Below are 13121 nucleotides of genomic sequence, written 5' to 3' on the forward strand. Positions count from 1 at the left end.
GCTCGACATCTCAAGGCCTCCGCCCAATCTTAATCCTGCCTGCAATACCGGAATGAAACGCATGACCGACCGCAGCTTCACCACCATCGAAAATCACTGGATCACCCTCAAGGACGGCACGCGCCTGGCGGCGCGCATCTGGATGCCGGACAATGCGGAAAACGATCCCGTGCCCGCCGTCTTCGAATTCCTGCCCTATCGCAAACGGGACGGAACCAGCCCCCGCGATGAATCGACCTACCCGGTTTTTGCGGCCGCCGGCATTGCCGGCGTGCGCGTCGATATAAGAGGCTCCGGCGAATCCGACGGCGTGATCGATGGTGAATATACCGAGCTCGAGCTTGCCAATGCCTGCGAACTGATCGCCTGGATCGCCGAACAACCCTGGTCCAACGGATCGGTCGGCATGATGGGCATTTCCTGGGGTGGCTTCAACTGCCTGCAGGTCGCCGCCTTGAAGCCGCCGGCACTGAAGGCCGTCATATCGATCGCCTCCACCGTCGATCGCTACAACGACGACATCCACTACAAGAACGGCTGCCATCTCTCCGCGCAGCTCTCCTGGGCCGCGACTATGCTCGGCTATCAATCGCGTTCGCCCGATCCGGCCATCGTCGGCGAGCGCTGGCGGGAGATGTGGTTGGAGCGCCTGGAACACGAACCCTTCTTCATGGAGGAATGGCTTCAGCATCAACGCCGCGACGACTTCTGGCGGCATGGCTCCATCTGCGAGAATTTCGCGGAGTTCGATGTCCCGGCTATCGTCATTGCCGGCTGGGCGGACGGCTATCGCAATACGCCGCTGTTGGCTGTCGAAGGCCTCGGAAATAAGGCGAAGGCGCTGATCGGGCCGTGGGTCCACAAATATCCGCATTTCGCCTGGCCGAAGCCACGCGCCGATTTTCACGGCGAGGCCATCGCCTGGTGGAACCGCTGGCTGCGCGGCGACCAGAATGGAGCAGAAAGCATACCGCCAGTTCGCGCCTATATTCTCGATGCCATAAAACCCGCAACACGCCGCGATTTCGACCCTGGTTTCTGGGTCGCCAAGCCGGAATGGCAAAAGCCTGATATGCAGTGCTTCTATGTCGAGCAGTTCGGCACGCTGATGGAAGGCATGCCGATCCCACATGCGCCCGAACATCCCATCTATCTGCGCTCGCCGCTCGACACGGGCACCGCCTCGGGCGAATGGTTCACCCTGAAGCCGGACGTGGAAATGGCGATCGATCAGCGTCTCGACGACGCCGGCTCGCTCACTTTCCAGACGGCGCCGCTTGTAGAGGATCACGATTATCTGGGACGCCCGGTACTTGCGTTGACGCTTCGATGCGACGCGGAAACGGCAAATCTCTGCGCAAGACTTGTCGATATCCATCCGGACGGCACGGCGACGCGCGTCTCCTTTGGCGTGCTCAATCTCGCCCATCGCAACAGCAATGCCGAGCCCGAACCGCTGAGCAAGGGCGAGCGCACCAGGGTCACGCTGACGCTCGATGCCTGCGGCTACCGCTTCCGCAAGGGTCATCGCATCCGCCTGTCCCTGTCGACGGCCTACTGGCCGATGGTCCTGCCGCCGCCGGAAGATCCGGGCCTGACGATCGACCTCGCCTCCATCGGCCTCGGCCTGCCAAAGCTGGGGGCGCATGACGTCATCGACTTGAAGCAGCCCGATAATCCGGATCCGCTGCCGAAATACATCGAACATGCGCCGCCTTCGACGAAACGGCGGGTGATGCGCGACCTTTCGGCAGGTAAAACTCACTATGAAATTCATGAGGATACCGGACTTTTTGAACATCCCGGTACAGGTCTTTCCACGCGGCAGCTACGCGAGGAAGTCTGGTCGATCGCACCGGACGATCCGCTGTCGATGAAGGGCATTTCGACCTGGACATGCGACATGCAACGCCCCGACTGGTTCGTTAGGACGATCGCGACATCGGCGATATCCTGCACGGCAACGGACTGGATCGTCAGCGCTTCCGTCACCGCCTATGAAGGCGAGACGCAGATTTTCCGCAAAGTGTTCGAGGAGAAGCGCGTCCCGCGCGACCTGATGTAAATCAGCGCGTGCCTGCGAACCGGCTTGCCGCGGCGCATATGGCGGCAAAGCCGTCGCGGGCGCCGTCGCTCATATGTCTCGCCCGCAGCCAGGCATGCACCATCTGCGGCTCCTCGCGGAACCAGACCTCGACGCCCGCCTGCGCCAGCCTTGCCGCATAGTTGCGGCCGTCGTCGCGCAACGGATCGAAATGCGCTACCGTGATGAAGGCGGGGGGAAGGCCGGCAACCGATTGCGAGGCAAGCGGTTCGGCAACGGGATTGCCTGATGGAGCCTGCAAGACGCTGCGGTAGTAGCCGACATCGGCGGTCGTCAGCCCCGGCGCGTCCGCCATCTCCTGGTAGGAACCGGAGACGAGATCGCCGCCGAGCGCGGGATAGATGAGGATCTGACCCGCAATCCCCGAAAGACCGTCGGCCTTCGCGCGGATGGCCAATCCAGCCGCGAGATTGCCGCCGGCGCTGTCACCGATCAGCACGACGGTCTTTCCCTCGGCAAGCAATTGCCCGAGAACGCTGAAGCAATCATCCGTCTGCGCCGGCCAGCGATACTCCGGCGCCAGACGATAGTCGACGGAGATAAGCTCTGCTCCGGCATGGTCGGCAATCTCGGCGCAAATCGCGTGGTGGCTTTCGAGCGAGCCGACGACGAAGCCGCCGCCGTGAAGATAGAGCAGGCAGGTTGCGGTGCGGATGTCGGCCGGCTGATAGCGCCTGACCGGAATCGTTCCCGACACAAGCTCATCGCGCATGCGCATGCCATCAGGCAATGGTCGGTCGAAGCGAGCGCAGAGCGCGTCATACCATTGGCGTTGCTGTCCGATGGAAGCCGTCACCGCGTCCGGCGGATAAAAGGAATCGCAGATCTCCATGAACTGCAAGATACCCGCCTCGGTCGGCATGGGGCGCTGCGGAGAATCCATCTGAAATCCTCGTTCCGTTGGGATTGTCGAGCAATAGCACAGTCCCGCCGCGGGCCGCTTATCCGCTTACGGCCAAAGCCGCCGCGACGGCGACATGCGGCTGGACGGCTCCACGGAAAGGCGAGCGATTGCACACAGCCCCTCATTGCCGGAAGATTCGTCAGAAACTGCACATTTTTCGCGCAAGTGCATGCACTATTGATTTCAGAAATTGCCGCTCAATCACATCACCAAATAAAATCAATGAGTTGTGATTTGGCACGCCACTTGCTTCGTTACCGTTGAGTTGGTGGCTAGGGTTCCGGCGCTCCATTGGGAGCGTGACTGGTCCGAGAGCTGCCACCGGTCGGGAGAGAAATCCCACCGGATGCACGGCGGGACAAAAGCCCGGGAGACCTCGTAAGCCAAGGGATTGGCGGCGCGATGGTCTTTGCCGATCCCTTTTGACGAAAAGCAAAAGGGGAATTTCTATGCAGACTTTTTCAAAGATCCTTTCCGTAACCGCTCTTTCGGTATCGCTGGCTCTCGGGCTCGGCTCCGCCGCCAGCGCAGCACCCAAGACCAGCTTCAAGGTCGCCTGGTCGATCTATGTCGGCTGGATGCCCTGGGGCTATGCCGCCGACCACGGCATCGTCAAGAAATGGGCCGACAAATACGGCATTAGCATCGACGTCACCCAGTTCAACGACTATGTCGAATCGATGAACCAGTACACGGCAGGCGCCTTCGATGCCGTGACGCTCACCAATATGGACGGCCTGTCGATCCCAGCGGCGGGCGGCGTCGACACGACTGCCGTCATCGTGGGCGACTTCTCCAACGGCAATGATGCCGTGATCCTCAAGGACAAGACCAGCCTTGCCGATATCAAGGGCCAGAACATTAATCTCGTCCAATATTCGGTCTCCCACTACCTGCTCGCCCGCGCGCTCGACAGCATCAAGCTGACCGAACGCGACGTGAAGGTGGTCAACACCTCGGACGCCGACATGGTCGCGGCCTACAAGACACCTGATGTCTCCGCCGTCGTGACCTGGAACCCCTTGGTCTCGACCATTCTCGAGGACCCCACCGCCAAGAAGGTGTTCGACAGTTCGCAGGTGCCGGGCGAGATCATCGACCTGATGGTCGCCAACAGCAACGTGCTCAAGGACAACCCGAATTTCGGCAAGGCGCTGGCCGGCATCTGGTATGAAACGGCGGCGCTGATGAAGGCCGACACGGCGGAAGGCAAGGCTGCCCGCGAGGCGATGGGCGCGGCCTCGGGCACGGATATCAAGGGCTTCGAGGCCCAGCTTGCAGCCACCAAGCTCTTCGACAAGCCGGCCGACGCCGTCGCCTTCACCGCATCGCCGAGCCTGCCGAAGACGATGGATCTCGTGCGCAACTTCCTGTTCCAGAAGGGCCTGCTCGGCAATGGCGCTGCTTCCGCCGATGTCATCGGCATCGAAATGCCCGATGGCAAGGTTCTCGGCGACAGCAAGAATGTCAAGTTGCGCTTCACCGAGAGCTACATGAAGGCAGCCGCCGACGCCTCGCTCTGAGCGAAAGATCCATCGGCGGCGCGATAGCGCCGCCCCGTTCCTTCATTCGCGGAGCATTGTTCATGCGTTGGATCAACACAAGGCCGAGCCCGGGCGCACAGCTTGCCTTGACGCTGCTGCCCTTTGCGCTGCTGATCGTCGCCTATGCCATCGGTTCGGCCGCGCGGCTTGCCGAAAACGCCAACGACAAGCTGCTGCCCAATCTTGCCGGCTTTGCCGATGCGATCGACCGCATGGCCTTCATCGCCGACCCGCGCACGGGAGATTATCTGCTGTGGTCCGATACGGGGGCGAGCCTCGTTCGGCTGCTATCCGGTCTCGGCATATCCACAGCGATCGCGCTTTGCTTGGGCATGCTCATCGGCATGTTGCCTTATCTGAGAGCGCTGCTTTCGCCTTTTGTCGCCGTCATCTCGATGGTGCCGCCTTTGGCGCTTCTGCCGATCCTCTTCATCGCCATGGGCCTGGGCGAAACGTCGAAGATCGCGCTGATCGTCATCGGCGTCACGCCAACGATGATACGCGATCTGGCACTGAAGGCGCTGGAATTGCCGCGCGAGCAGATCGTCAAGGCCGAAACGCTCGGCGGCTCCTCCTGGCAGATCGCTCTTCGCGTCGTGCTGCCGCAGATCCTGCCACGGCTGATCACCTGCCTGAAATTGCAGCTCGGCCCGGCCTGGCTGTTCCTGATCGCGGCTGAAGCGATCTCGTCGGATGCCGGTCTCGGCTACCGCATCTTCCTCGTTCGCCGATACCTGTCGATGGACGTGATCTTTCCCTATGTCGTCTGGATCACGCTGCTCGCCGTGCTCATGAACTATCTGCTCGACCGAATCCGCATCGCCGTCTTCCCGTGGTCGGAGCTGGAGAAGCAGGCATGAGCGAACTCAGGATCGAAAAGGTCTGGAAGGAATATGGCGACCAGATCGTCCTTGAGGACGTGTCACTGACCGTGGATTCGCGCGCCTTCGTCGCGCTGGTCGGCCCCTCCGGCTGCGGCAAGTCGACCTTTCTGCGCATGTTGCTGGGGCAGGAGCAGCCAACCAGGGGCAATATCCTTCTCGACGGCGTGGCGTTGCCGTCAGAGCCAGGTGCGGATCGCGGCGTGGTCTTTCAACGCTATTCGGTCTTCCCGCATCTGACAGTGCTCGGCAATGTGCTGCTCGGCAAGGAACTCACCGCCGCCCGCTATAAGGCAAGGCTCCTTGGTGCAGCGCGCCGGAGCGCCCTCGATGAAGCCCGTCAGCTGATCGCCGAGGTTGGCTTGGCTAGCGCGGAGAACAAATATCCGGCCCAGCTTTCCGGCGGCATGCAGCAGCGCCTGGCACTTGCCCAGGCTCTCATCATGCGGCCGAAGGTGCTGTTGCTCGATGAGCCCTTCGGTGCGCTCGATCCCGGCATCCGCGCCGAAATCCATACGCTGATGAAGCGGCTGTGGCATGAAACGCAGATGACCGTCGTCATGGTGACCCATGACATGCGCGAGGCCTTCACGCTCGCCACCCGTGTCGTCGCCTTCGAGCGCCGCCGCGACCGGCCGGAAGAAAAGGAGCGCTACGGCGCGACCATCACCAAGGACATTTCCATCTGGCCGCCGCGCATCGCCGGCGCAGCCTCGATCTTCAGCCCCGACCGGGACGGCCCGGTCGCTTCCCCGGGGCACCGCCGGGACGACCTGGCACCGCTGGGAGACATCTAGCCATGCAGCACGTCAGACGTTCGCCGGAAGAAATCGCCGCCAATCGCGCACGCTATGAGGAACATCAAAGGAAAGGACTGGAGTTCGCGCCCAAGGCCTTGCCCGCGCCAAGCCCCCTTCCCGCCCCGCCTGTCGACGCAGCTCGCGTCGTTCATCAGGAGGTCATACCGGGCGGCTGGTATTGGTCGACCCGCATCAAGCGCGGCGAGACGTTGCGCATCGCCCAGCAGCAGGGTTTCTCGACGGTAACGCTCGTCGCATGGAATGCGGCTGAAACAAGCGAGCGGCTGAACCTGCCCGACACCGTGAAAATGCAATGGACCACCGCCCTTTCGAAGGGCCGGGTGATCTTCTCCGATATGGGCCGGGTGATGTTTTCGGTGACCGAGGATTCCTCCGGCGCTCATGATTGCCTGATGGGCGGCTCCACGGCCACGTCGAATCTCACGAAATATGGCGAGGGTACGCGCAATACCCGCGACAACCTCGTTTTGCTTGCGACCAAGGCCGGGCTTGAGCGGCGGGATATCCCGGCGGCGCTTTCGCTCTTTGCCCCCATCCGCGTCGACCAGGACGGCAAGTTCCAATGGAGACCCGAGCTTCGTCATGAGGGCGACTACATCGAGCTTCGCGCCGAGATGGAAATCATCGTCGGCCTCTCCAATTGCCCGCATCCGCTCGACCCCAACCCCGACTACCGGCCCAATCCGGTAACGGTCACCCGCATCGCAGCAACCGAGCCACGCGCCGACGACCTTTGCCGGACGGCAACCGCCGAAGCCGTGCGCGGCTTTGAAAACAACGCGCTGGCAGCGATCTGAGCGAGGATCGATATCATGACCACTTTCATCCAGACCGCATCCAGCCGCACCCTCGATAACGCCGCGCAAGATCACTCGATCGCTGCCGAAGCACCCTTCTCGACCATCATTCGAAAGGGCCAGACCCTGCGCATCGAGGATAGTTACGGCCAGCAGGCAATCGACACGTTGTTCTACAACGCGAAGGATCACTCCGAGCGCTACTCCAGCCAGGACACCATACGCGAGCAGGGTGCGGCCTATATCTCCACGGGCACCCGGATTATCTCCAACGAGGGCCGGGTTATGCTGACCATGACCGCCGACAGTTGCGGGCGCCATGACACCTCGGCCGGCGCCTGCTCCTGCGAGAGCAACACGGTGCGCTTCGGCCATGGCACGAAGTATCTCCATGCCTGCCGCGACAATTTCGTTCTGGAGGTCTCCAAGCACGGCATGAGCAAGCGCGACGTCGTGCCTAACATCAATTTCTTCATGAACGTGCCGATCGAACCATCAGGCGAGATGACGATCGTCGACGGTATTTCAGCGCCTGGCGACTATGTCGAGCTGAAGGCCGAAATGGACGTGCTGCTCGTCATCTCCAATTGCCCGCAGATCAACAATCCCTGCAACGGTTTCGATCCGACGCCGATCCGGGTTCTCGTCTGGGACGGTGAGGCCTGAGATGTTCAAAAAGATATTGATCGCCAACCGAGGCGAAATCGCCGTCCGGATCATCCGGACATTGAAACGCATGGGCATCGCCTCCGTCGTCGTCTATTCCGACGCCGACCGGTTTTCCAAGGCATCGCTGATGGCCGACGAGGCCGTGAGGCTCGGCCCCGCACCGGCATCCGAAAGCTATCTCAATGTCGATGCCGTCATAGCGGCCTGCAAGGCGACTGGCGCGGAAGCCGTTCATCCTGGCTATGGCTTCCTTTCGGAAAACATCGGTTTTGCCGAACGGCTGGCGGAAGAAGGCATCGTCTTCATCGGCCCGACGCCGGAAAACATTGCCGCCTTCGGCCTGAAGCACACGGCGCGCGGGCTGGCGCGAGCAAGCGGCGTGCCGCTACTTCCGGGCAGCGGTCTTGTCGACACGAGCGAGGCGGCGCTAGCGGCCGCCGCGGAGATCGGCTACCCGGTCATGCTAAAATCGACAGCGGGCGGCGGCGGCATCGGCATGCAGCTCTGCGAGGATGCCGATAGTCTGAAGGCCGCTTTCGAAAGCGTGCAGCGCACGGCCAAGGCGAGCTTCGGCGACGCGCGCGTCTATCTCGAACGCTTCGTTTCCAAGGCCCGTCACGTCGAGGTGCAGATCTTCGGCGATGGCGAGGGACGGGTGATCGCGCTCGGCGAGCGCGACTGCTCGCTGCAGCGCCGGAACCAGAAGGTGATCGAGGAAACTCCCGCTCCCGGTCTTTCGCCCGCCGTGCGAGAGCGTCTGCACGCCGCGGCCGTGGCGCTGGGCACCTCCGCGCGCTACCAATCCGCCGGGACGGTGGAATTCATCTACGATCCGCTGCGCGAGGAATTCTATTTCCTCGAGGTCAATACCCGCCTGCAGGTCGAGCATCCGATCACGGAAGCCGTCTATGGCATCGATCTCGTCGAATGGATGATCCGCCAGGCGGCTGGCGAGGATGTGATCACCGGCAACGACCATCTGACTCCGAGCGGCGCTGCGATCGAGGCTCGCATCTATGCCGAGATGCCGCATGCCGGCTTCCGGCCCAGTGCCGGTCTGCTGACGGAAGTCGCCTTCCCGGCGAGTGCGCGCGTGGATGGCTGGATCGAGACCGGCACGGAAGTTACGCCCTTCTATGACCCAATGCTCGCCAAGGTGATCGTCACGGCCGAAGACCGACCTGCCGCGATCGAGAAGTTGAAGCACGCGCTTGCGGAAAGCGCCATCGCCGGCATCGAGACCAATCTCGAATATCTCAAGGCGATTGCGGGATCGGATCTGCTGTCGAGCGGCGATGTGGCGACGACCGCGCTCAAGGACTTCGCCTTCGTGCCCGATATCATAGAAGTTGTTGCGCCGGGCGCGCAGTCGAGCATACAGGACCTACCCGGCCGACTCGGCCTCTGGCATGTCGGCGTGCCGCCGAGCGGCCCGATGGACGAGCGCTCGTTCCGCCATGCCAATCGGCTCGTCGGCAACGCCGATGAGACGGCGGCGCTGGAACTCACCGTATCCGGCCCGATACTCAAGATCTTCTCGGACATCACCATTGCTCTCGCAGGCGCGCGCATGCCGATGAGCCTCGACGGCCTCCCTCTGCCGCATGACGAAGCCGTCACCATCAAGGCGGGACAGACGGTTGTGATCGGCGCGATAGAGGGTGCCGGCCAGCGCTCCTATCTCGCGGTTGCGGGCGGCTTTGCAGCCCCCGTCACGCTCGGCTCGAGAGCGACCTTCGGCCTCGGGAAATTCGGCGGCCACGCCATTGGCACGCTCCAGACCGGCCATGTGCTGCGGCTGGCCCGCGCACCGCAACTGCCCGCCAAAGCAGCTGAGGCACCGGCGCCGCTGACCCGCAACTGGCAGGTCGGCGTTCTCTATGGCCCACATGGCGCGCCGGACTTCTTTCTGGAAGACGACATCGAGACGCTGTTCTCGACCGAATACGAGGTGCATTTCAACAGCGCCCGCACCGGCGTGCGTCTGATCGGCCCAGCACCCAAATGGGCGCGCAGCGACGGTGGCGAAGCCGGCCTTCACCCCTCCAATCTCCATGATAATGCCTATGCTGTGGGAGCCATCGACTTTACCGGCGACATGCCGATCATTCTCGGACCCGATGGCCCGAGCCTCGGTGGCTTCGTCTGCCCTGCCGTCATCGCCCGCGACGAGCAATGGAAAATGGGTCAGTTCAAGCCCGGCGATAAAATCCGGTTTCATCCGGCCGAGCGTGCGCAAGATCCTGTCGCCGGTCCCGTGGTGCGGCGCATCGGTGATGAAGCTGGATCGGCGATCGTCGGCCAGAACGAGCATGGACCGGTTCCCGTCGTCTATCGCCGCCAGGGCGACGACAATCTGCTGGTCGAATATGGCGCGATGACTCTCGATATCGCGCTCCGCCTGCGGGTGCACTTGCTGATGCAGGCCGTCTCTGAGATCCGCCTGCCAGGGATCATCGACCTGACACCCGGCATCCGATCGCTGCAGATCCATTATGACGGCACCACGCTCACGCGCACGCGCCTGCTGGGCCTGCTTGCCGAGATCGAGGCGGCCCTCCCGGCAGCGCAGGAGGTCAAAGTCCCGAGCCGCATCGTGCATCTGCCGCTCTCCTGGAACGATCCGGATGCCGAACTCGCCATGCGCAAATATCAAGAACTCGTGCGGCCAAACGCACCCTGGTGCCCATCGAATATCGAGTTCATTCGCCGGATCAACGGCTTGCCCGACGAGCAGGCCGTGCGCGACATCGTCTTCGATGCCAGCTATCTGGTGCTCGGCCTCGGCGACGTCTATCTCGGCGCACCGGTCGCGACCCCAATCGACCCGCGCCATCGGCTGGTGACGACGAAGTACAATCCGGCCCGCACCTGGACGCCGGAGAATGCCGTCGGCATAGGCGGCGCCTATATGTGCATCTATGGCATGGAGGGCCCGGGTGGCTATCAGCTTTTCGGCCGCACCATCCAGGTCTGGAACAGCTGGCGGCAGACACCGGTCTTTGCCCGAGGCAGGCCGTGGTTGCTGAACTTCTTCGACCAGATCCGCTTCTTTCCCGTCGGCCATGAGGAACTGGCGGAGGCACGTGCCGCCTTCCCGCATGGAGGCTATCCCGTCAAGATCGAGGAGACGGAATTTTCCTACGGTGCCTATGAAGCAGGCCTTGCCCGCGACGCAGCCACCATCGGCGCTTTTAAATCCAAGCAGCAGGCCGCCTTCGAAGCGGAACGCCAGCGCTGGAAGGAACTCGGTCTCGACAGTTTCACCGTCGACGAGGGAGCCGGCCCCGGATTGGGCGGCGACATACCCGAAGGCTGTTTCGGCATCGAAAGTGCCGTACCCGGCAACGTCTGGAAAATACTCGTCGAAGAGGGTCAGCCGGTTGCCGCCGGCGATACATTGGCCATCATCGAATCCATGAAAATGGAAATCAACGTCACCGCACACGCCGCCGGGCGCGTCCGCGATCTGCGCGCCGGCCCGGGGCACAACGTCAAAGCCGGCGATGTGCTCGTCATTCTGGAGGAAATCTGATGCTTCCCACCATTCTCGATCTCGCTTCGCTGAAAGCGGCCTATGCGGCAGGCCTGTCACCGCTCGACCTGGTGGAGGAGATCATCGCCAGACGGAAAGCGTCGGACGATCCGGCGATCTTCATCACCATGACGCCGGATGACGATCTGCGCGCGGCAGCCCGCGAGCTGTTGGCAAGAGTGCCCGAGCCGAACAGCCTGCCGCTCTGGGGCGTTCCCTTCGCGGTCAAGGACAACATCGACGTCGCAGGTCTGCCGACAACAGCCGCCTGCCCGGCCTTTGCCTATCATCCTGAAGAGGATGCGACCACGGTCGCCCGGCTGAAGGCCGCCGGCGCCATCGTCATCGGCAAGACCAATCTCGACCAATTCGCGACCGGCCTTAACGGCACGCGTTCGCCCTATGGCGCACCGCGTTCCGTATTCGACCGCAACTACGTTTCCGGCGGCTCCAGTTCCGGTTCGGCCGTCGCCGTCGCGGCTGGACTGGCGAGCTTTTCCCTTGGCACCGATACGGCAGGCTCGGGCCGCGTCCCGGCCGCCTTCAACAATCTCGTCGGCATCAAGCCGACGCCAGGGCTTGTGCCGAATGTCGGCGTGGTGCCTGCCTGCCGCAGCGTCGATGTCGTCACCGTCTTTGCGGCGACAGTGAGAGATGGCACTACCGTGCGCAGGATCATGGAAGGCTATGACGCTCGCGATCCGTTCTCGCGGCAGGCCGCGCCGCCAAACCTGCCATCATCACGCCCGCGCATCGGCGTGCTCGACGGCGTGGAGCGCGAATTCTATGGCAACAAGGATGTCGAAGCTCTCTATGACGCCGCCATCGAGCGGGCTAAATCGCTGGGTGCAGAGATCGTACCCTTCGACTATGCGCCTTTCCGGCAAGCGGCCGAATTGCTCTACAACGGCCCCTGGGTCGCCGAGCGGCTGGCGGCGGTGAAGGATTTTCTGGAGACGAATGCTGGTGATTTCAATCCGACCGTGCGGACCATCATCGAAGGGGCAAAGGCCTATGACGCGGTCGCTGCCTTCGAAGGCCGGTACCGGTTGGAAGCCTTGCGACAGAAGACGAAGGTGGAATGGGAGAAGGTCGACTTCCTGATGCTGCCGACCTCGCCCACCACCTACACCGTCGAGGAGATGCGGGCCGATCCGATCGTCAAGAACGGCCACTTCGGTCGCTATACCAACTTCGCCAATCTGCTCGACTGCGCGGCGATCGCCATACCTGCCGGCTTTGACGCCAAGGACCATCTGCCCGCGGGCGTGATGCTCGTCGGCCCCGCCTTCACCGACGAAGCATTGGCTCCCTTCGCCGACGCCATGCATCGCGCCCTGAACGCCGGAATGGGCAAGGACCGCACGGCCGCGCTGCCCGCTGCAAGCCGCGTAGCCCCGGCTGCCGAAGACCTCGTTCCAATCGTGGTCGTCGGCGCGCATCTGACCGGCATGCCGCTCAACCATGAACTGACCCGGCCGGGCGGATATAAGTTGAAAACCTGCCGGACGGATGGCAGCTACCGGCTCTTTGCGCTCCCCGGCACCGTCCCGCCAAAGCCGGGACTGGTGCGCGATCCGGGTTTTGCCGGCAAGGGTGTGGAAGTTGAGGTCTGGGCTCTGCCGCCTGCGGCATTCGCCCGGTTCGTCCAGAATATTCCGGCACCGCTGGGCGTGGGCAAGATCACGCTCGATGATGGAAGTTCCATCTCGGGGTTTCTCTGCGAGGTCCATGCCGTCGCTGACGCCCGGGATATCACCGAATTCGGCGGCTGGCGCGGCTATGTAAGCGCCGCTGACCCGGCTTCTTGAGGAGGCAAGTCAAATGCCGGAATTGCTGATGAAGGCGTTGCGAACCATCCTCGAA

Annotated in this window: 9 protein-coding genes and 1 riboswitch; of the genes, 8 read left to right on the top strand and 1 reads right to left on the bottom strand. The window is 62.7% G+C overall.

Annotation, left to right across the window (positions count from 1 at the left end; all coding sequences use genetic code 11):
* Positions 1-61: 61 nt before the first annotated feature.
* Positions 62-2065 (top strand): CocE/NonD family hydrolase, encoded by a 2004-nt coding sequence (locus tag FHT29_RS17590; protein WP_168599932.1) that lies wholly within the window; start codon positions 62-64, stop codon positions 2063-2065.
* Position 2066: 1 nt separating this feature from the next.
* Here FHT29_RS17590 and FHT29_RS17595 read toward each other — a convergent pair whose 3' ends face one another.
* Complete coding sequence (locus FHT29_RS17595) at positions 2067-2987, bottom strand: alpha/beta hydrolase (protein ID WP_047561377.1); 921 nt, start codon at positions 2985-2987, stop codon at positions 2067-2069.
* 282 nt (positions 2988-3269) lie between these two features.
* A riboswitch (guanidine-I (ykkC/yxkD leader) is annotated at positions 3270-3383 on the top strand.
* A gap of 74 nt (positions 3384-3457) precedes the next feature.
* On the opposite strand from FHT29_RS17595, the gene FHT29_RS17600 reads away from it, so the two are divergent.
* From FHT29_RS17600 to atzF, 7 genes are all read left to right on the top strand, one after another.
* Positions 3458-4531 carry a putative urea ABC transporter substrate-binding protein gene (locus FHT29_RS17600; protein WP_047561379.1) on the top strand — a complete coding sequence of 358 codons (1074 nt, stop codon included), beginning with the start codon at positions 3458-3460 and terminating at the stop codon, positions 4529-4531.
* Positions 4532-4593: 62 nt separating this feature from the next.
* Positions 4594-5412, top strand: coding sequence for an ABC transporter permease (locus tag FHT29_RS17605; protein WP_168599933.1), 819 nt, complete (start codon positions 4594-4596; stop codon positions 5410-5412).
* Positions 5409-6230, top strand: a complete 822-nt coding sequence (locus tag FHT29_RS17610; RefSeq protein WP_168599934.1) for an ABC transporter ATP-binding protein — start codon at positions 5409-5411, stop codon at positions 6228-6230. Before FHT29_RS17605 ends, FHT29_RS17610 begins: the two co-directional genes overlap by 4 nt.
* 2 nt (positions 6231-6232) lie before the next feature.
* The gene (locus tag FHT29_RS17615) at positions 6233-7051 is read left to right on the top strand and encodes an urea amidolyase associated protein UAAP1 (protein ID WP_168599935.1); all 819 of its coding nucleotides are present in this window, start codon (positions 6233-6235) and stop codon (positions 7049-7051) included.
* A 15-nt stretch (positions 7052-7066) separates the two neighbouring features.
* Positions 7067-7717 carry an urea amidolyase associated protein UAAP2 gene (locus tag FHT29_RS17620; RefSeq protein ID WP_168599936.1) on the top strand — a complete coding sequence of 217 codons (651 nt, stop codon included), beginning with the start codon at positions 7067-7069 and terminating at the stop codon, positions 7715-7717.
* A gap of 1 nt (position 7718) precedes the next feature.
* Complete coding sequence (uca, locus tag FHT29_RS17625; RefSeq protein WP_168599937.1) at positions 7719-11255, top strand: urea carboxylase; 3537 nt, start codon at positions 7719-7721, stop codon at positions 11253-11255.
* The gene (gene atzF / locus FHT29_RS17630) at positions 11255-13066 is read left to right on the top strand and encodes an allophanate hydrolase (RefSeq protein WP_047561391.1); all 1812 of its coding nucleotides are present in this window, start codon (positions 11255-11257) and stop codon (positions 13064-13066) included. The genes uca and atzF overlap by 1 nt, the downstream gene beginning before the upstream one ends.
* Positions 13067-13121: the final 55 nt, after the last annotated feature.

This window comes from Rhizobium sp. SG741, assembly GCF_012275435.1.
Lineage (GTDB): Bacteria > Pseudomonadota > Alphaproteobacteria > Rhizobiales > Rhizobiaceae > Rhizobium > Rhizobium lusitanum.

Excerpts from the sequence above, each read along its gene's own strand:
- FHT29_RS17590 (WP_168599932.1), top strand. The coding sequence starts at position 62 with ATGACCGACCGCAGCTTCACCACCATCGAAAATCACTGGATCACCCTC.
- FHT29_RS17600 (WP_047561379.1), top strand. The coding sequence starts at position 3,458 with ATGCAGACTTTTTCAAAGATCCTTTCCGTAACCGCTCTTTCGGTATCG.
- FHT29_RS17610 (WP_168599934.1), top strand. The coding sequence starts at position 5,409 with ATGAGCGAACTCAGGATCGAAAAGGTCTGGAAGGAATATGGCGACCAG.
- uca (WP_168599937.1), top strand. The coding sequence starts at position 7,719 with ATGTTCAAAAAGATATTGATCGCCAACCGAGGCGAAATCGCCGTCCGG.
- atzF (WP_047561391.1), top strand. The coding sequence starts at position 11,255 with ATGCTTCCCACCATTCTCGATCTCGCTTCGCTGAAAGCGGCCTATGCG.
- FHT29_RS17620 (WP_168599936.1), top strand. The coding sequence starts at position 7,067 with ATGACCACTTTCATCCAGACCGCATCCAGCCGCACCCTCGATAACGCC.
- FHT29_RS17605 (WP_168599933.1), top strand. The coding sequence starts at position 4,594 with ATGCGTTGGATCAACACAAGGCCGAGCCCGGGCGCACAGCTTGCCTTG.
- FHT29_RS17615 (WP_168599935.1), top strand. The coding sequence starts at position 6,233 with ATGCAGCACGTCAGACGTTCGCCGGAAGAAATCGCCGCCAATCGCGCA.
- FHT29_RS17595 (WP_047561377.1), bottom strand. The coding sequence starts at position 2,987 with ATGGATTCTCCGCAGCGCCCCATGCCGACCGAGGCGGGTATCTTGCAG.